The 19963-nt window shown below is 71.7% G+C and carries 12 protein-coding genes; 8 read left to right on the top strand and 4 right to left on the bottom strand.

All coding sequences use genetic code 11. From position 1 onward, the window contains the following. Positions 1–150: 150 nt before the first annotated feature. On the bottom strand, positions 151–3018 hold the full coding sequence (locus J2Z30_RS10265) for a glycosyl hydrolase family 95 catalytic domain-containing protein (RefSeq protein WP_044569045.1): 2868 nt from the start codon (positions 3016–3018) through the stop codon (positions 151–153). A gap of 149 nt (positions 3019–3167) precedes the next feature. Between J2Z30_RS10265 and J2Z30_RS10270 the strand changes: the two genes are divergently transcribed. Beyond that, complete coding sequence (locus tag J2Z30_RS10270) at positions 3168–5018, top strand: glycoside hydrolase family 97 protein (protein WP_044569043.1); 1851 nt, start codon at positions 3168–3170, stop codon at positions 5016–5018. Between the two features lie 608 nt (positions 5019–5626). On the opposite strand, the gene J2Z30_RS10275 is transcribed toward J2Z30_RS10270, so the two are convergent. Then, the gene (locus J2Z30_RS10275) at positions 5627–6451 is read right to left on the bottom strand and encodes a TetR family transcriptional regulator (protein ID WP_044569042.1); all 825 of its coding nucleotides are present in this window, start codon (positions 6449–6451) and stop codon (positions 5627–5629) included. A gap of 115 nt (positions 6452–6566) precedes the next feature. Continuing rightward, positions 6567–8405 (bottom strand): 3-hydroxyacyl-CoA dehydrogenase family protein, encoded by a 1839-nt coding sequence (locus tag J2Z30_RS10280; protein WP_078956566.1) that lies wholly within the window; start codon positions 8403–8405, stop codon positions 6567–6569. A 394-nt stretch (positions 8406–8799) separates the two neighbouring features. Between J2Z30_RS10280 and J2Z30_RS10285 the strand changes: the two genes are divergently transcribed. Beyond that, positions 8800–9480 carry a HEAT repeat domain-containing protein gene (locus tag J2Z30_RS10285; protein WP_044569041.1) on the top strand — a complete coding sequence of 227 codons (681 nt, stop codon included), beginning with the start codon at positions 8800–8802 and terminating at the stop codon, positions 9478–9480. A 45-nt stretch (positions 9481–9525) separates the two neighbouring features. On the opposite strand, the gene J2Z30_RS10290 is transcribed toward J2Z30_RS10285, so the two are convergent. Beyond that, positions 9526–10581: an Rv2578c family radical SAM protein gene (locus J2Z30_RS10290; protein WP_044569040.1), complete on the bottom strand. Its 1056-nt coding sequence runs from the start codon at positions 10579–10581 to the stop codon at positions 9526–9528. Positions 10582–10740: 159 nt separating this feature from the next. Between J2Z30_RS10290 and J2Z30_RS10295 the strand changes: the two genes are divergently transcribed. The 6 genes from J2Z30_RS10295 to J2Z30_RS10320 all read left to right on the top strand — a co-directional run bounded on the left by J2Z30_RS10295 (position 10741) and on the right by J2Z30_RS10320 (position 19958). Continuing rightward, positions 10741–11193: an SRPBCC family protein gene (locus tag J2Z30_RS10295; protein ID WP_044569039.1), complete on the top strand. Its 453-nt coding sequence runs from the start codon at positions 10741–10743 to the stop codon at positions 11191–11193. Positions 11194–11502: 309 nt separating this feature from the next. Further along, positions 11503–14061, top strand: a complete 2559-nt coding sequence (locus tag J2Z30_RS10300) for an MFS transporter (protein WP_044569038.1) — start codon at positions 11503–11505, stop codon at positions 14059–14061. 349 nt (positions 14062–14410) lie between these two features. Continuing rightward, positions 14411–16969: a SpoIIE family protein phosphatase gene (locus J2Z30_RS10305; RefSeq protein ID WP_245387848.1), complete on the top strand. Its 2559-nt coding sequence runs from the start codon at positions 14411–14413 to the stop codon at positions 16967–16969. Further along, complete coding sequence (locus J2Z30_RS10310) at positions 16966–17685, top strand: class I SAM-dependent methyltransferase (RefSeq protein WP_044569037.1); 720 nt, start codon at positions 16966–16968, stop codon at positions 17683–17685. Before J2Z30_RS10305 ends, J2Z30_RS10310 begins: the two co-directional genes overlap by 4 nt. Positions 17686–17791: 106 nt before the next feature. After that, positions 17792–18625, top strand: a complete 834-nt coding sequence (locus tag J2Z30_RS10315; protein ID WP_044569036.1) for a M55 family metallopeptidase — start codon at positions 17792–17794, stop codon at positions 18623–18625. Continuing rightward, entirely contained in the window at positions 18618–19958 is a 1341-nt protein-coding gene (locus J2Z30_RS10320) for a M20/M25/M40 family metallo-hydrolase (RefSeq protein WP_044569035.1), read from the top strand. Before J2Z30_RS10315 ends, J2Z30_RS10320 begins: the two co-directional genes overlap by 8 nt. Positions 19959–19963: the final 5 nt, after the last annotated feature.

A 19963-nucleotide genomic window follows, 5' to 3' on the forward strand; every position in this document is an offset into this window, starting at 1 on the left:
ACATCACCGTATGGCACTCTGTGCCACCTCGCAAGACACTGGGTGCCAACAATTTCCCTCAGTTGTCATCTCCAGTGCACACATGAGCAACAACGGCCGCCCCAAGCGGGGCGGCCGTCGCGGTGTGGATCCCGTAGTGCGTGTCCTTCGTCAGTCGTCCTTCTCCAGCGAGAGGGCGAAGATGTGCGCCCGTGCGGTGCCCGAGGGGGCGCCCAGGGTGATCGCCGACAGCTCCTTGCCCGGGTCCAGCTCCACCACCTGGTGGAAGATCGCGGCCTTGGTGCCCAACGGGCCGGTGCGGGTGTGGATCTGACTCGTCCGCACCGCCTCCGTCTCCCCGTACGCCGGACCCGACATCCAGGCCGTCAGCTGGATGGTCAGCCTGCCCGTGGAGCCGTCGGCGTACATGGCCTCGGCGGGGACGGACACATTGCCGGTGTCGCCCGCGCCCAGCACATGCAGCTTCGTATAGCCGCCCGCCGCGACCGTGACCTTCTGACCTGCGGCGATGACATTGTTGTTGGAGCCCTCGCTGCCGTTGCTGAACGCGAAGGCGATCCCGTCGTCCTCGGTCTGCCCGGTCTGCGGCAGCTGCGCCATCGGATAGGTGCGGCCCGTACCGTCGAAGTCGCCGTCCCCGTAGTACATCTCGGTGGTGATGGCGTCGTTGTCGAAGTGCCCGGTCAGATCGATCTGGGTGACGCCGCCCGCCTGCGGCAGCTCCGGCAGGCCCCAGGGCTCGGCCGGGGTGGTGACCTTCACCGGGGCGATCCGGAAGTCCGGCCGGGCGCCGGCCGGGTAGATCACCGCCTCGTCCTCCCGGTCCAGCTCCAGCTCGATCTCGCCGTTCCCCAGGTCACGCCACTTCGGGGCGGGGCCGCCCACCCCGGCGACCGCGACCCGGCCGCCGATCGAATGGCGGACGCGGCAGGGTTCCCCGGCCAGGCTGCGCACCCGCACCCAGCGCGTCGTACCGCCCGTACGCACCCCGCTGACCAGGAACGCGCCCTGGGTGCGGAAGTCGTGCAGCGTGACGTCCTTCCACTCGCCCGGCACCCCGGGGAAGAAGCGGATGGTCCCGCCCCAGCTCTGGCAGAGCATGTCGTGGATCGCCTGTGCGCCCGACAGCGGGGTCTCGATCACCGGACCCGCCTCGTAGTAGTGGGTATTGGGCTGGATGAACCGCGCCACCAGCTCCCGCAGATACTTCAGCGCGTCATCGCCGCGCCCCATCTGCGTCGAGATCGAGGCCGCGCCCGAGAAGCTGTAGCCGCGCAGCGCGCCCTCGAAGCTGATCCAGTGCTCCAGCGAGCGGGCGATCAGGTCCCGGTGCTCCTTCTGGTCCCAGTTGACCAGGTAGAGCGGGTAGACCGAGAGCATATGGGAGTAGTGGCGGTGGGACTTGGCGAAGGGGACACCGGTGCCGACCATGAAGCCGTTCTCGTCCACCGGATAGTCGACCAGCTTCTCCAGCACCTCGCGCCACTTGGGCACCAGCGGATCGTCCTTGTCCAGCAACTCGACCGTGGTCAGCAGGGTCTGGCAGGACCAGCGCAGCAGCGCCAGGTCGTAGTTGCAGTCCGGGGCCGCGCCGTACTCGGGGGAGAAGGTCTTCGGCAGATGCAGCCTGCCGTCCGGCTGCTGGGTGAGGAAGTGGAGGTAGTAGTTGGTGGAGCGGCGCAGCAGCGGATAGAGCACGTCCTCCAGCAGGCCCCGGTCCATGGTGTGGCGGTAGCTCAGCCAGACGTTGTGCAGCGCCCAGGGCAGATTGCCCACCTCGGGGGAGTCCCCGACGCCCGGTACCGGCACCGTGCCGTTGTCCTCGCACTGCGCGTCCGTGGAGCGGCGCAGCCCGGCCGAGTCGGCGCGGTACTCGGGCTTGAGACCGCTGATGAGCACGTCGGTGTTCTCGGCGAGGGTGCGCGGAATCGCGTCCAGCTCCAGGTGGTTGGAGCCGTGCACCGGCCAGTACTCCAGCTGGACGTTGAGGTTCCACCACACCCCGGGCCACGGGGTCGGCTCCACCCACGGGCCGGTGGTGGCCATGACGGGGGCGTGCTCACGGGCGGCGCAGGCCAGCTTGTAGAGCTGGATCCAGTAGAAGCTCTGGAGCATCCCGTCGGGCACCGAGATGAAGCTCTTGCGGTAGAAGCGGTGCCACCACTCGTAGTGGGTGCGCCGCAGGGTGGAGACCGGCAGCGCCGACGCCTTGCGCACGGTGGTCCGCGCCCGGCCCTCCGCGTCCGTACCGGGGTAGGAGTGCGCCACGGCCAGGTAGTACGTGCGCTCCCGGCCGCTGCCGCGCTGCTTGTACGCGCTCACCGTCTGCCCGCCCGCCACCAGCGACTGGACGGTGACGCCCAGCCCGTCCTCGGTGCGGCTGACCGGGGCCGGGTTGGGCTCGAAACCCTTCGGCGGATCCTCGCGGACGATGCGCGGACTGACCGCCGGTGAGGGCTTGAACTCCCAGCGGAACCCCTCCTCGCCGGCGCTCGCCTCGACGGTGGCCAGCAGCATGGTGCGGTCGTTGTGCACCAGCGCGCGGAGCTTCAGCTTCCCCTTGTCCGTGGTGACCGTGCCGCGCAACTCGGCGTTCCACAGATCCAGCCGCAGATCGACGCCGGTGATGGCGCCGACCGGGCGCAGCAGCAGATTGCCGACCGGGAGCCGCGCCACGCCCCAGTCGCTGCCGCCTTCGGTGGGCCGGTGGTCCTGCACCTCACTGTGGTGGACCGTGAAGCGCAGCGCGTTCTCCCCGGGCTCCTGATAGATCATCGAGCCGAGCAGGCCATTGCCGAGGAACGGCCCCTCGTACCACGTTCTCGGCAAGCGCTTCCAGAGCAGATCCTGACCGCTGAGAAAGCGTTCCCACTCCTGGTCGGTGCGCATGCCCCGCAGGGTCACCGAATGCTGTGGCTGGGCCGCCGCCTCCTGTTCGGGGAGGGCCGCACCGACGGCCGTGCTCGCGGCCGCGCCCGCCGCCACCCGGCCCAGGAATCCACGTCTGCTGACTGGCATCCCGATCTTCTCCCGTCCCCGAAGCGACTAGATTGCTCCGATGATTTGGCTAGACGGGAGCGTAGAAACGGGCTGATGATGCGTCAAGGCACCCGATTGCTCTGATGTATCGAGCGCCGTGTCGAGGATGCGGTGAACGAGGAGGAACGATGCGAACGGCACGATCAAAGGTCACCAGAGCCGTGGCCGCCCTCGCCTGCGCGGCCGCCGTGCTGGTGCCGCTCCGGGCGGCGGCGGCATCGGACGGTCGTGCGCAGGACTGGCGGCTGACCGGAAAGGGGCAGGTCAGCGGCGAGCTCAAGCTGAACAATGAGGGCGCGCTGACGCTGGCCGCGCGCCATGGCTCCACCGCCGTGCTGCGGCCGTCGGGCCTGGGCATCCGCACCGCCGAGACCGATTTCAGCAAGGGCTTGCGGTTCGCGGGGCGCAGCGACCGTAAGGTCCACGAGACCTACCCGACCACCACCGGCCGCCGCACCCACCACACCTCCGACGCCTCCGAGTCGACCTTCACCTTCCGCAAGGACGGGCGGACTCTGAAGGTGGTCATCCGGGTCTCCGCCGACGGGCTGGCCTACCGCTATGTGCTGCCGGACAAGGGGACGGTCACGGTGCTCGGCGAGAGCACCGAGTACGCCGTCCCGCCGTCCGCCGACTCCTTCCTCCTGCCGTACGACAACGGCCGCCAGGACTACGAGTCCGCCCATGACCACGGCAAGGTCGCCGACGCCAAGGCGGGCGACTACGGCTATCCGTCGCTCTTCCACATCGGCTCCAGCTGGATGCTGATCGAGGAGGCGGACCTCAACAGCTCCTACGGCGGCTCCCGGCTCACCCTCGACTCCGCCACCGACCGCTTCAAGCTCACCCTCCCCGACCCCGCCGAGGTCAGTGGCCCCGGGCTGACCACCCCCTGGCGGACCATGGTCATCGGAGACCTCGCCACCGTCACCGAGAGCGATCTGCCGACCGATCTGGCCGCCCCCTCCAAGGTCGCCGACACCTCCTGGATCAAGCCGGGCAAGGCGGCGTGGTCCTGGTGGTCGGACGGACAGAGCCCGACCAGCCTGGACGCCCAGAAGAAGTTCGTGGACTTCGCGGCGCGCGAGGGCTGGGAGTACATCCTGGTGGACTCCGGCTGGAGCGACTCCTGGATGCCCGAGCTGACCGCGTACGCCAAGGAGAAGGGCGTCGGCGTCTGGGTGTGGGCCCGTTGGCAGACCATCGACGCGCAGAGCGAGCGCGACCGGCTGTTCCCGCTGTGGAAGTCCTGGGGGATCGCCGGACTGAAGATCGACTTCCTGGAGTCGGACGGCCAGGACCGGATGCGCTGGTACGACGCGGTCTTCAAGGACAGCGCCCGGCACAAGCTGATGCTGAACTTCCACGGCGCCACGATCCCGCGCGGCCAGGAGCGCACCTGGCCGCAGCTGATGAGCACCGAGGCGGTCAAGGGCGCCGAGGGCACCCGCCCCAAGCCGGGCCGCCAGCCCTTCCCGGCGGCGCACTACACGACCCTGCCGTTCACACGGAACCTCATCGGGCCCATGGACTTCACACCGGTGACCTTCACCGGCGTGCGGCCCACGAGTGACGCGGCCGAACTCGCGCTCTCGGTCGTCTACGAATCCGGGGTGCAGCACTTCGCCGACAGCGTGGAGTCCTACGAGAGCAGACCGCTCGAGCTGAAGTTCCTGAACCAGGTGCCCACGGTGTGGGACGAGACAAAGCTGGTCGACGGCGACCCCGGCGACCGCGCCGTCCTGGCCCGCCGCTCCGGCGACACCTGGTACCTGGGCGCGATCACCTCGGGCGCGGCCCGCACGCTGGACGAGCCGCTGAGCTTCCTCGGCAAGGGCGGCTGGCGGATCGAGATGTGGAAGGACGGCCCGGACGGAAAGGTCGTCACCGAGACCCAGGAGGTCACGGCGACCTCACGGCTCAAGGTGGACGTCCCCAAGAACGGCGGCTTCGCCGCGAAGCTGACGAAGACGGGCTAGGGCGCCCGCGCCGCCCCGCACCGGGGCGGCGCAGGCGCGGCCAGGGCGGGGCCCGCCTGTGGGGGGCGGGCCCCGCTCCCCGCTCCCCGCCGCGACGGCGAGGTCGGAGGGGCGGGTGCCGCCCCTCGTCTCCGCCGCGACGGCGGGACGTCCGACGGTGCAGTTCGGCGGTGCCGAACCGCCTGTTCGGCGGGCCACCGGGCCCGGGGTCGGCTTGTGGGGGGCGGGTGCCGCCCCTCCCTGCCGACCGCGACGGCGCGCGGGGTCTGCCTGCGGTGGCGGGTGCCGCCCTTCCTCCCCGCCGCGATGGCGGGACGTCCGACGGTGCAGTTCGGCGGTGCCGAACCGCCTGTTCGGCGGGCCACCGGGCCCGGGGTCGGCTTGTGTGTGTGGGGGGGCGGGTGCCGCCGCTCCCTGCCGACCGCGATGGCGCGCGGGGTCTGCCTGCGGTGGCGGGTGCCGCCCTCCCCTCCCGCCGCGACGGCGGGACGCCCGACGGCGGAGTTCGGCGGTGCCGAACCATCCGCATGGGCGGGCAGCCTCAGCCCAGGACGAGGTCCGCCAAGCGTGGCGGCGAACCCAGAACCGGCGAACCCCAAACCGCAGCGCTAGCGCTGCAATGCTTTCTTGATCGTCCGCATGACCTCCGTCAGCGGCGCGTCCGTCCGCGCCACCATCACCACCACCTCGTCCTCCTCCTTCGCCGAGACCGCCGCCGCGGGGCGCCCGCCGGCCACGGCGGGACGGTCCCCGATGCCGCTCCCGAACGTTTCGCGGACGATCGCGAAGGCGTGGTCCAGCTGGGACTCCAGTTCGCCCTGGCCGCCCGCCCGCAGCCAGCGCCGCAGCACATGGTTGTGGGCCGTGACCACGGCCGACGCGGCGACCTCGGCCAGCAGCGGATCGTCGTCGCCGTCATGGTGGGCGCCCTCGTCGAAGTGGCCCAGCAGATAGCGGGTGAAAAGCCGCTCGTAGCGGGCCACCGAGGCGATCTCCCGCTCCCGCAGCGCCGGTACCTCACGGGTCAGCCGGTAGCGCTCCACGGAGACGCCCGGCGAGGCCGCGTACATCCGCATGACCTCCTTGATCCCGCGGCACACGGTGTCCAGGGGGTTCTCATGCGGAGGCGCCGCGTCCAGTACCGCCGCCGCCCGCACCAGTGTGTCGTCGTGGTCCGGGAAGATCGCCTCTTCCTTGGAGCGGAAGTGCCGGAAGAAGGTGCGGCGGGCCACCCCCGCCCTGGCCGCGATCTCGTCGACGGTCGTCGCCTCGTACCCCTGCGTCGCGAACAACTCCATTGCCGCGGCCGCGAGTTTGCGGCGCATGGACAGACGCTGAGCTGCGGCGCGGCGGCTTCCCGCGCTCTCACCGCCGCCGGATGAGGGGGTTCGCTTCGTACGCTCCGTACGCGTGGCCTTCACGGGCTGGGACATGTGGGGAACGTAACACGCTTGTGAGTGCCGGTGCGGGGGCAGACCGACGGAGGGCTCCAGCAGCCCGCCCCACCGGGTACCGGAGTCAGACGGTCCGCCCCACCCGGAGGCGTACTCAGGCTTTGGCATACTCGCGGAAGCCGCGCCCGGTCTTGCGGCCGAGGCACCCGGCGGCCACCAGATGCTCCAGCAGCGGCGCCGGCGCCAGGCCCGGCTCGCGGAACTCCCGGTGCAGCACCTGCTCGATGGCCAGCGACACATCCAGCCCCACGACGTCGAGCAGTTCGAAGGGGCCCATCGGATAGCCGCCGCCCAGTTTCATCGCGGCGTCGATGGCGTCCGGGGTGGCGTAGTGCTCCTGGACCATCTTCACAGCGTTGTTGAGGTACGGGAACAGCAGGGCGTTCACGATGAATCCCGCCCGGTCGCCGCAGTCCACCGGGTGTTTGCGCACCGCCGCGCACACGGCGTGCGCGGTCGCGCGCACATCGTCCGCGGTCAGCACGGTGTGCACCACCTCGACCAGCTTCATCGCGGGCGCCGGGTTGAAGAAGTGCAGGCCCACCACGTCCTGCGGGCGCGAGGTCACCCGCGCGCAGGCGACGACCGGGAGCGAGGAGGTGGTCGTGGCCAGCACCGCGCCCGGTTTGCAGACCTTGTCCAGCACCCGGAAGAGCTCCTGCTTGACCACCAGGTCCTCGGCCACCGCCTCCACGGCCAAGTCCACGTCGGCGAACGCGTCGAGCGCGTCGGCCGGGGTGATCCGCGCCAGCGTCTGCTCCCGGGCCCGCTCCGTCATCCGCCCCTTGGACACCGACCTTTGCAGGGATTTCCCTATGCGGGCCTTCGCCGCCGCGGCCTTCTCCAGGGTCCGGCCGGCCAGCACCACCTCCAGGCCCGCCTTGGCGAAGACCTCGGCGATCCCGGAGGCCATCGTGCCCGAACCGGCGACGCCGACGGCGCGCACGGGGCGCGCCCCTTCCGTGGAGTGCCCCACCTCGGCCGTCGCGGCATCGGGCACGATGGTGCCGCTGCCCGGCGCCTCGTACGTGTAGAAGCCGCGGCCCGCCTTACGGCCGGTGAGACCGGCCTGGGCGAGCTGCCCCAGGATGGGCGCGGGCGCGTGCAGCCGGTCGCCGGAGGCGGCGTACATGGCCTCCAGGACGGTGCGGGCGGTGTCGACGCCGATCAGGTCGAGCAGGGCCAGCGGGCCCATCGGCAGCCCGCAGCCGAGCTTCATCGCGGCGTCGATGTCCTCCCGCGCCGCGTACTTGGCCTCGTACATCGCGGCGGCCTGGTTGAGATAGCCGAACAGCAGCCCGTCGGCGACGAACCCGGGCCGGTCGCCGAGCGCCACCGGCTCCTTGCCCAGGTCGCGGGCGAGCGCGGTGACCGCCTCGACGGCCGCGGGGGCGGTCAGCACGCTGGAGACGATCTCGACGAGCTTCATCGCGGGCGCCGGATTGAAGAAGTGCAGGCCCAGGACCCGCTCCGGATGTGCGGACTCGGCGGCCAGCCGGGTCACCGACAGCGCGTTGGTGCCGGTCGCGATGATCGCGGAGGGACTGACCACGGTGTCCAGCTCGGCGAAGACCTCGTGCTTGGTGTCGTAGTCCTCCGGCACCACCTCGATCACCAGCTCGGCGTCGGCGGCGGCGCGCAGATCGGTGGAGATGCGGAAGCGGTCGAGGATCCCGGCCCGCTCCCGTTCGCTGATCCGCTCGCGGTGCACGGCGCGGGCGGTGGCGACCTCGATCGCGGTGACGGCTCGGCGGCAGGCGCTTTCGTCGATGTCGATGCCGATCACCTCGCGGCCCGCTCGGGCCAGGGTTTCGGCGATGCCGGTGCCCATCGTGCCGAGCCCGACGACGGCGACAGTAGTGAGCGGGGCCCGGGAGGGGGAGAGATCAGAGGGGGACGTAGTGCTGACGCCGGTGTGTGGGAGACGGTCCATCGCGGACTCCAGAGGGTGTTCCCCGGAAACGGGGATGAAGTGACGACTGAGGGGAGCTCGTGCCATGCCACTGCTGCCGTTCACGCCACGCATGCGCGGGGGGCTGACGCGGCTGACACAAATCCCCGATGGAAGGGCTTGCACGCTCCCTTACGGACAGCGCCGTACGGAGGAAACTGCCCGTGGGAGACACGCGGCCGGCCCTGTCCCGGGGCCATGCCTCAACTGCTGTTCTGGAACTGCCGAACCGACGTCACACAAGGCGGCTGCGTCACCAGGCCGCCGGAGCAGGGGTGCTGCTCGTGTCGCCATATTAACTCGCGGGTAACCAAGATGCCAGAGCTCAAAGTGAGGCCGTGCCGGAACGCGGCCCACCGGGGAGGGGAGACCTCGTATGGACGATGAATTCCGGACGCTGACGGAGCGGGTACGGGCCTCGCTCTCAACCCCGCAGGAAACCGCGGCCCATGCCTCGCTGCTCGCGCTCGTGCGCCAGGGCACCCCCGCCGCGCGCGAACAGCTGGCCCGCATCCTCGTCGCGCCGGAGCAGCCGCTGTGGGCCCGGGAGACGGCCGCCTTCGTGCTCGGCAGCGCCAAGGACCGCCGGGCCTTCGAAACCCTTGTCCTCCTGCTCAACTACCGCGAGCCGGCCCGCTGTGCGACCGCCGCCCGGGTGCTGGCCCGGCTCGGCGATCCGCGCACCGCGCGGGCCGCCGCCGCCCTGGCCACGAATCCGCTGCGCACCGCGTACTCCCTGCACCCCATCCGGCTGCTGGTGGAGCTGCGGGCCCCCGAGTCCGTACCGGCCCTGGTGGCCGCCCTGGAACGGCAGTTGGCGGCCCGCGACCGGCACTGGGCGATCGCCCGCGCCTGCGTGGAGGGCCTGGGCGCGATCGGCGACGAGCGCGCCATCCCCGCCCTGACCGCCGCCGCCCAGCACATACGCCTCAGCGCGGCGGCAGCCGCCGCGCTGGCCCGGATCACCGGCGAGGGCGCCGTCACGGGCGGGGGCGCGCCGGAGCCGGCGGGCCAGGGCGGCGCGGCGGAGAAGGTGGGTGAGGCGCGGGTGCCGTGAGAGGGAGCGGGGGCGGGTTTTCAGAGCAGTGACAGCTGGGCCGATTCAGAGCAGTGACAGCTGGGCCGGTGGTGTGTCGGTCCGGGCGTCCGGCTCCTCTTCGGTCCGGGCGTCCGGCTTCCCGGACACATTGCGGTGGGCGCCCGACACGTACGGGCCGATGCCGTACTCGGCGGCGAAGTCGTGCACCATCCCGGTGATCCGCCGCTGGTACCACTTCGGGGCGTAGGACCCGCCCTCGTACAGCGCGTCGTACCGCCGCAGCAGCCGGGGGTGGTGGTGGGTGAGCCAGGCGGTGAACCACTCGCGGGCGCCCGGACGCAGATGGAGCACCAGCGGGGTCACGGAGCTGGCGCCGGCCTCCGCGATCGCCCTTACGGTGGCCCGCAGCTGCTCGGGGGAGTCGCCGAGGAAGGGGATCACCGGGGCCATCAGCACACCGCACGGGATCCCGTGGGAGGACAGCGTCCTTACGACGTCCAGGCGCCGCTCGGGCGAGGGCGTGCCCGGTTCGACGGTGCGCCACAGCTCGCCGTCGGTGAAGCCGACCGAGACCGAGACGCCGATGTCGGTGACGCGTGACGCCCGCCGCAGCAGCTCCAGGTCGCGCAGGATCAGGGTGCCCTTGGTGAGGATCGAGAAGGGGTTGGCGCGCTCCGTGAGCGCCGTAAGGATGCCGGGCATGAGCTGGTACCGGCCCTCGGCGCGCTGGTAGCAGTCCACGTTGGTGCCCATGGCGATGTGCTCACCGGTCCAGCGGCGGGAGGCCAGCTCGCGGCGGAGCAGCTCCGGCGCGTTGGTCTTCACCACGATCTGGGAGTCGAAGCCGATCCCGGTGTCCAGGTCGAGATAGCTGTGGGTCTTGCGCGCGAAGCAGTAGACGCAGGCGTGGCTGCAGCCGCGGTACGGATTCACCGTCCACTCGAACGGCATCCGGGAGGCCCCGGGCACCCGATTGACGATCGAGCGCGCCCGGATCTCGTGGAAGGTGATCCCGCGGAACTCCGGGGTGTCGAAGGTCCGGGTGGTCACCGCGTCCGCGGCGAAGAGGGCCGGGGTGGCCGCCGTGTCGTCTCGGGTCGTCAGGTTGTCCCAGCGCATCGCAGGCACCTCCGGGTCTCGCTCGTTACCACAATAGAACACATGTTTGATTGATTTTAGTCAACCCCGGATTTGGGCCGGTGCCGCTGAGGTGGTTGGCTTGCGCCTGTCAGGGCGTCATGGGCTGAAGGCGCCACGTCGAGGGCGGAAGGAAATGCGATGGGGCAGGTCGAGGCCACCACGGAGCGGATCGTCACGGGTAAGCCCGAGGACGTGTTCGACGCAATCGCCGACTACCGCGACACCCGTCCTCGGCTCCTCCCGCAGCAGTTCAGCGAGTACGAGGTGCGCGAGGGCGGCGACGGCGAGGGCACCGTCGTGCACTGGAAACTCCAGGCCACGAGCAAGCGGGTGCGCGACTGTCTGCTGGAGGTCTCCGAGCCGTCCGACGGTCAACTTGTCGAGAAGGACCGCAACTCCTCGATGGTCACCACCTGGACCGTCACCCCGGCGGGGGAGGGGAAGTCGCGGGTCGTCGTCACCTCCACCTGGACCGGCGCGACCGGCATCGGCGGCTTCTTCGAGCGGACCTTCGCCCCCAAGGGGCTGGCCCGGATCTACGACGAACTGCTGGCCAAGCTCGCCGCCGAGACGGCGGAACAGCGCCCGTAGTGCCCATGGTGTCCGTGGCCCCGCAGTGCCCATGGCGCCCGTAGTGCCCACGGCGCCCGTAGTGCCCGTGGCACCCGTAGTGCCCACGGCGCCCATGGCGTCCTGATTTCGTCCCCGGCCCCGTCTCCCGGACTGAACGTCGCACTCACCGGTTCGGGTGGTTTTCTCCGCGGTCCCGCATATCCCCGTACACACTCTCACCGGGGCGAATGCCGTCCGCGCCCCCTCGTCGGCGATTCGTCGCTGTTTGCCCCCCGTTGCGTGTGATGCGAGAAATGGGCGGCGCAGACGTGACGAGGGGAGTAGGACGTGGGCGGCACCACCGGGACCACCGGCGCCACCGTGCCGAAGCGGCGAGAGAGCCACGAGCACGGCGGATACGAACCGGCGGGCCCTCCCGCCCACGCCACCGACGACGGAACCGAAGCCGGCGGCGCCGGGGCGGGTGCGGCGCCGCCCCCGGCGGGCGGCGCCGCCCCGGCGCCCGCCGCGCTCAGCCCGGCCCGGGTGCGGATGGTCTTCTTCGGGCTGATGCTCGCGCTGCTGCTCGCGGCGCTCGACCAGACCATCGTCGCCACCGCCCTCCCCGAGGTGGTCGGCGAACTCCATGGCCTGGGCAAGATGTCCTGGACCGTCACCTCCTACCTCCTCGCGGTCACCGTCGTGCTGCCGCTCTACGGCAAGCTGGGCGATCTCATCGGCCGTAAGAGCGTCTTCGTCTTCGCGATCGTCGTCTTCATCGCCGGATCCGCGCTCGCGGGCTGGTCACGCACGATGGAGGAATTGATCGCCTTCCGGGCCGTGCAGGGCGTGGGCGCCGGCGGTTTGATGATCGGCGTCCAGGCGATCATGGCCGATATTGTTCCCCCGCGGGAACGTGGCCGCTATATGGGGCTCATCGGCGCCGCGTTCGGTCTCGCCTCGGTGGCCGGGCCGCTGCTCGGCGGGTTCTTCACCGACCATGCCTCCTGGCGCTGGTGTTTCTACGTCAATGTCCCCCTCGGACTGCTCACCCTCGCCGTCGTGGCCGCCGTCCTCAAGGTGCCGGAGCCGCCGCGGCGGGCCCGCTTCGACTATCTGGGCGCGCTGTTCCTGTCCCTGTTCTCCACCTGCGCGGTGCTGCTGACGAGTTGGGGCGGCACGGAGTACGCGTGGGGCTCCCGCGTCATCCTCGGGCTCGCCCTGGGGGCGGCGGGTTCTGCGATCCTCTTCGTCGTCGTGGAGTGCGTCGTCCCCGAACCCATCATCCCCATGCGGCTGTTCCGCGACTCGGTGTTCTGCGTCAGCGGGCTGATCGGCGCCGTCATCGGCGTCGCCCTCTTCGGTGCCGCCAGCTATCTGCCGACCTTCCTCCAGATGGTCGACGGCGTCTCGGCCACCGAGTCGGGGCTGCTGATGGTGCCCATGATGGGCGGCATGGTGCTGGCCTCCATCCTCTCCGGCCACCTCATCAGCACCACCGGCCGCTACAAGGTCTTCCCCGTCGTCGGCGGGCTGATCTCCATCGCCGGCATGTGGCTGCTCTCCCGGCTGGAGGAGGACACCTCCCGCCAGGACTACAGCCTGTGGATGGGCGTCCTCGGGCTCGGCATCGGGCTCGTCCTGCCGGTGCTCGTCCTCGCCGTGCAGAACTCCGTGCCCGCGGCCGACCTCGGCTCGGCCACCAGCGCCAACAACTACTTCCGGCAGATCGGCGGCAGCGTCGGCGCGGCCGTCTTCGGCACGCTCTTCGCCAACCGGCTCACCGACCGCCTCCAGGTCGACCTGCCCTCCGGGGCGGCGTACGGGAGCGGCGGCGACGGAACCGGTCTGCCCGACCCCGACTCGGTCACCCCGCAGATGGTGCACGCCATGCCGGGCGCCCTGCGGGACGGCTACATCGCGGCGTACGCCCACGCCATACCGCGGATCTTCCTCTATCTCGTGCCGGTGCTCGTCCTGGGCTTCCTGCTCGCCTTCCTCCTGAAGGAGAAACCTCTGGTGTCCCACACCGACTATGCCGTCCAGCAAGACCCGCAAGATCTGCACGACCCCGTGGTGCCGGCCGCGCGCGCGGGCGCCCGGCCCCGGCACGCCGCGGCCGCCTCGCCCACCGCGCCGCCACCCACCGCGGGCGTCCCGGTCTGCGGCACGGTCCAGCACCACGACGGCACCTCGGTCCCACGGGCGGCCCTGACCCTCATCGACGTCGGCGGACGCCAGATCGGGCGCGGCGCCACCGGGGAGGACGGGCGGTACGCGCTGAGCACACCCGGCGCCGGATCGTACGTCCTGATCGCGGCGGCCGGCGGCCACCAGCCGCGGGCGGTCAGCGTCACCGTCGGGGACCGGCCGGTCGAACTGGACGTGGTGCTCGGCGGCGCGGGACGGCTCGCCGGTGCCGTCCTTACGGCGGACGGCACGCCCGTAAGGGAGGCGACCGTCACCCTGACCGATGTGCGCGGCGAGGTCGTCGCGGCCACCCGCAGCGGCCGCGAAGGGGACTATGTGATGGACGAGTTGGTGGCGGGCGAGTACACCCTCGCCGCCAGCGCCCCCGCGTTCCGCCCCGCCGCCCTCCCCGTCACCGTCCAGGCCGCCCGCGAGACCCGGCAGGACATCGAACTGGCCGGTGGCGCGGTCCTGCGCGGAGTCGTCCGGGCCACCGGCGGCCGGGTGGTGGAGGACGCCCGGGTCACGCTGCTGGACGCGGCGGGCAACGTGGTCGACACGGCGACCACGGGCCCCGAAGGCGCGTTCCGCTTCATCGACCTGTCGGCGGGCGAGTACACGGTCATCGCGGCCGGCTACCCACCGGTGGCGACGGTCCTCCAGATCGCGGGCGGCGGCCGTACGGAGCGCGATCTCCAACTGGGCTACGAGGACTGAGGACTGGGGGCACCCGACGGACCATGACGCCTGCGGCGAACTGCTCCCCTCCCCGCCCCTTCCCACAGCGTCGATATGCGGCTCCGCCGCGTGGTGGGGCTTTGCCCCGAGTGCCGGGGTCCAGGGGCGGAGCCCCTGGTATCGGGAAGGGGCGGGGAGGGGAAAGATTCGCCAGGCGCCCCGTAGGCCCCACGCCGGGAGGCGCGCGCGAAGGCGCCTCCAGACGGCGACTTCCTCGCACGTACCCGCACATGACACCTATTCGGGTATTGCCTCCCGCGGTCACCCGCAACAGCCGTACCGTGGGTAGCGCTGTCGCAGATCTTGCGTGCGAAGGAGTCTTCCGCCTATGGAGTACGGCACGTCGCGCTGCGACGACGGCCAGGGCGAGCCACCCGTGGTGCCGGAGCAGCGCAGGGGTGTCCACGGGAGGATGCCGCTCGCGGTCGTCGTCATCGACGCCGAGGGGCGGGTCACACACTGGAGTTCGGGGGCGCGCAGGCTCTTCGGAGCCACGCGCCAACAGGCCGTCGGCCGTCCCGCCGTCGACCTGATGCCGGTCTCGGGGGCGTTACGCGGCGCCGAGGTGCGCACCGACGCGACGGGCAGCCCGGAGCTCGAAGAGTCGCGGCTCGGCACCGTGTACTACCCCACCGCGGGGCGGGCCCGTATGGCGGAGCCGGGCCATGGCCGGGTGGATGTCCTGTGGTGGGCGTATCCGCTGCTGGGCCCCGGCCCGGAGCGGCTGTTGGTGCTGGCGGCGGACGCCCAGGGGGTGGGCGGCGGCGCGCTGGGGCGCGATGAGCGGATCGGGCCCGGATTCGCGCTGCACACCGAGTTCCCCGGCGCCGAGCGGCTGGCCGGCCGGCTGCCGGACATCCTGCCCAACATGGGCCCGGCCACGGCCGGCCGGATCGTCGCCCAGGTGCTGGAACTGGGCTATCCGGTACTGGAGATCAGCCACCACGAGCGCGTCCCGGTGACGCCGGACTGGGGGATGCCCCGCTACCGCGAGCGCCGGGCGCGCCAGGAGGCCGTACGCCGGAGCGCGATCGCGGCGGAGGGCGCACCGGATGGGGCGCACGCCCCCGAGCGTTCGCCGGACCCCGACGAGGTGGACCTGGAGTACGCGGCGGTCCGTGAGCGGCTGGAGTTCCTCAACGAGGTCAGCGGCCGCATCGGCACCTCGCTCGACCTCGCCCGCACCATCCGCGAGGTGACCAGCGCCGCCGTCCCGCGCTTCGCGGACTTCGCCGGGACCCATCTGTGCGCCCAGGTCCTGGCGGGCGAGGGGTTCCCCGACGGCCCGCCCGACGTCACCACCGTCTGGCACCGCGTCTGGGTCGAGCACAATGACGAACCGGGCCGCTGGGACGACACCGTGCCGGTCGGCGAGAGCATCGCGTTCCCCGAGCACACCCCGTTCTTCCAGTGCATGGTCACGGGCGAACCGGTGCTGATCCCGCACATCAGCGACGAGGTGGGCGACCGGATCGCCGGGCAGTTCGAGAAGCGCGACCTCAGGCCCCTGATCAACGGCCGGTCGATTCTGATCGTGCCGCTCAAGGCGCGCGATGTGGTGCTGGGCTTCATGGTGCTGCTGCGGCGCCCCGGGCGTGAGCCGTTCGACGACATGGACCGTACGACCGGCGCCGAACTGGCCGCCCGCGCCGGGCTCGTGCTCGACAACGCCCGGATGTACACCTACCAGGAGAACGTCGCCGAGACGCTCCAGGACAGCATGCTGCCCCAGGTGACGCCGCGCATGGCGGGCTGCGACACCGCCACCCGCTATCTGCCCGGGACCCGGCTGGGCCGGGTCGGCGGAGACTGGTTCGACACCATCAAGCTGCCGGGGTCGCGCACCGCGCTGGTGGTCGGCGACGTCATGGGGCACGGGCTCACCTCGGCGGCGATGATGGGGCAGTTGCGCACCGCCGTGCAGACCATGGCCGCGCTCGACCTGCCGCCCGCCCAGCTGCTGCGCAACCTCGACGATCTGGCCCAGCGGCTCGGTGAGCACTATCTGGCCACCTGTCTGTACGCGGTCTACGACCCCGTCGGCTCCGAGCTGGTGGTCTCCAACGCGGGCCATATCCCGCCCGTGCTGGTGCGGGCCCAGGACGGCCGCAGCGAGCTGCTGGAACTGCCCACCGGGGCGCCGATCGGCGTGGGCGGGGTGCCCTTCGAGACGGTGACGGTGCGGGTGGCGCCCGGCGACCGGCTGGTGCTGTGCACGGACGGCCTGGTCGAGGTGCGGGGCCAGGACATCGGCGCCGGGATCGCCGCGCTGTGCGAGTCCGCGGCGCATCCGGCGGCGTCCATGGACGACGCGTGCGACACCATCATCCGGGCGCTGGCCGCCGCGTCCCGCGACACGGACGGCCGTGGGGGCCGTAAGGACGACGTGGCGCTGCTGATGGCCCGGCTGAACGGCGTACCGGCCGAGGACGTCGCCCAGTGGCGGCTCGCACTGGACCCCAGCGAGGTCGGGCGGGCGCGGCGGCTCGTCCGCGAACGGCTGCTGCGGTGGGGGCTGCCGGGGTCCGTGGAGACCGCCGAGCTCCTGGTGAGCGAGGCGGTGACCAACGCGATACGGCACGCTCACACCCACCATGTGCGGCTGCGTCTGGTGCGCACCGACGCCCTGCTGTGCGAGGTCACCGATGACGACCACGAACTCCCGGCGCTGCTGAGCGCGGACCGCGACGACGAGAGCGGGCGCGGGCTGCGGGTGATCAGCAAACTGGCGCGGGAGTGGGGGACGAGCCGCACGGGGCGCGGTAAAACGGTGTGGTTCGAGCAGGCGTTGGCACATCCTGCTGAGCAGGAGTTGGCATATCCGGCCGAGCAGGCGTCGGCACATTCGCCCGAGCAGGCGTTGGCACACCCAGGGGAGCGGCGATGAGCGTCTCGGAGCGCTACCGGCAGGCGTGGGAGAGCTACTGGCGGGAGACCTCGGACGCCCCGGGGGACGCCATCTGGGACGCGGACCCCTCGCTGAGCGCCGCCCCGCATCTGGACCTGCTCGCCCCGCACGCCGACACCTCGCTGCCGATCGTCGACCTGGGCTGCGGCAACGGCACCCAGACCCGCTATCTGGCCGCCCGCTTCGGGCGGGCGCTGGGCGTCGACCTGTCCCAGGCCGCGGTGGAGCACGCACGGCGCGCCGACCCGGCGGGCGCGGCGGAGTACCGGCGGCTGAGCCTGACGGACGCGGCCGCGGTGGCGGACCTGGCCCGGCGGCTCGGCGACGCCAATGTGTACATGCGGGCCGTGATCCACCAGAGCGACGCCGCCGACCGGCGTCCGGTCGCGGAGGCGGTGGCCACGCTGCTGGGGCGGCGCGGGCGGGGGTTCGTCGTGGAGCTGACGGCCCGGTCCAAGGCCGTGCTGGGGGAGCTGGCGGCGAGTCCGGGCGGTCCGCCGCCGAAGCTGCGCCGGGTCTTCGACCACGGGCTGCGGCCGGCCGACGCGGCGGACAAGGAGGTTCCGGAGGTGCTGGCGGAGGCCGGTCTTGAGATCCTGGCCGACGGCCCGACGGCGCTGGCCCAAACAGAGCAGTGGCCGGACGGCTCCCGGGTCGAGCTGCCGGCCCGCTGGTTCGTGGTCTCGCGGGCGTAGTCCGACGTGGCGGGCGGACCCCGCGCGCCGCAGGCGGGAACGGTGGACTGGACCAGTTATCCACAGGGGTGGTTCGGGTCGGGCGCGGCGCGTAACGTGACGAGGCATGAAGATCCTCATCAGCGCCGACATGGAGGGCGCCACCGGCGTGACCTGGCCGGCTGATGTGCTGCCCGGCACGCCGCAGTGGGAGCGCTGCCGCCGTCTGTTCACCTCCGATGTGAGCGCGGCCGTCGCCGGGTTCCTCGACGGTGGTGCGGACGAGGTGCTCATCAACGAGGCGCATTGGAGCATGCGCAATCTGCTGCTGGAGGAGCTGGACGACCGCGCGCAGATGCTCACCGGGCGGCACAAGACCCTGAGCATGGTCGAGGGCGTGCAGCACGGTGATGTGGACGGGGTGGCGTTCGTCGGCTATCACACCGGCGCGGGCACCGAGGGCGTCCTCGCCCACACCTACCTGGCCAACTCCATCACCGGTGTATGGGTGAACGGCGCGCGGGCGAGCGAAGGCCGGCTCAACGCACTGGTGGTCGCCGAGTACGGAGTGCCGGTGGTGCTGATCACCGGGGACGACAAGACCTGCGAGGACGCCAAGGACTATGTGCCCGACGCCCGGTGCGTCGCGGTCAAGGACTATGTCTCGCGCTATGCGGCGGTGTGCCGCACCCCCGCCCGCACGGCCGCGGACATCAGGGAGGCGGCGCGGGAGGCGGCGGTGTTGGCGGTGCGCCATGAGCCCGCCGACGGCGGGCCGTTCACGCTGGAGCTGGAGTTCGACGCCGAGCATCTGGTGGGGGCGGCGAGCGTCGTACCGGGCGTGGAGCGCAGCGGCGAGCGTCGCGTCGCGTACACCTCACCGACCATGTACGAGGGGATCCGCTGCTTCAAGGCCGTCACGACGGTCGTCTCGGCCGCGGTGGAGGAGCAATATGGCTGACGCGGACCGTGCCGAGGCGATCGACGCCCAGGCGCTGGAGGAGGTGGTGCGGTTCACCTCCGATCTGATCAGGATCGACACCACCAACCGCGGCGGCGGTGACTGCTCGGAGCGCCCGGCCGCCGAGTACGTGGCGGAGATGCTCGGCGACGTGGAGATCGAGCCCACCCTGCTGGAGCGGTCGCCGGGGCGCACCAATGTCGTCGCCCGGATCGAGGGCACCGATCCGTCCGCGCCCGCGCTGCTGGTCCACGGCCATCTGGACGTGGTCCCGGCCGAGCCCGCCGACTGGACCGTGCACCCCTTCTCCGGGGAGGTGCGCGACGGGGTCGTCTGGGGCCGGGGCGCCATCGACATGAAGGACATGGACGCGATGGTGCTCGCCGTCGTCCGGGCCTGGGCGCGGACGGGTGTGCGGCCGCGCCGGGACATAGTGCTGGCCTTCACCGCCGACGAGGAGGACAGCGCCGCCTGGGGCGCGGGCTTCCTCGCCGACCGTCACGCCGGGCTCTTCGAGGGCTGCACCGAGGGCATCAGCGAGTCCGGAGCCTTCACCTTCCACGCCGGGTCCGGGATGCGGATCTACCCGATCGCGGCGGGGGAGCGCGGCACGGCCTGGCTGAAGCTCACCGCGCACGGCCGCGCCGGACACGGCTCCAAGGTCAACCGGGACAACGCGGTCAGCCGGCTGGCCGCCGCCGTCGCCCGCATCGGTGAGCACAGCTGGCCGGTCCGGCTGACGCCCACGGTGAAGTCCGCGCTCACCGAACTGGCCGCGCTCCAGGGCATCTCGGCCGAGGTGGACGCCCCGGACTTCGACGTCGACGCCCTGCTGGCCAAGCTGGGCCCCGCCGCCGCCCTGATCGAGCCCACCGTGCGCAACAGCGCCAACCCCACGGTGCTCGAGGCCGGTTACAAGGTCAATGTGATCCCGGGCAGCGCGACCGCCTATGTGGACGGGCGGATGCTGCCCGGTGGCGAGGAGGAGTTCCACGACACCCTCGACCGGCTCACCGGCCCGGATGTGGAGTGGGAGTTCCACCACCGGGAGCGCCCGCTGGAGGCGCCGGTCGACACCCCCACGTATCGGGCGATGCGCGCCGCCGTCGAGCACTTCGACCCGGGCGCCCGCGCCGTGCCGTACTGCATGTCGGGCGGCACCGACGCCAAGCAGTTCTCCCGGCTCGGCATCGCCGGATACGGCTTCTCGCCGCTGCGCCTGCCCGAGGGCTTCGACTACCAGGCGCTCTACCACGCCGTGGACGAGCGGGTGCCGGTGGAGGCCCTGCACTTCGGCGTCCGCGTGCTCGACCACTTCCTGCAGAGGGCGTGAGGAAC

The sequence above is a fragment of the Streptomyces iranensis genome (assembly GCF_017874715.1).
Lineage (GTDB): Bacteria > Actinomycetota > Actinomycetes > Streptomycetales > Streptomycetaceae > Streptomyces > Streptomyces iranensis.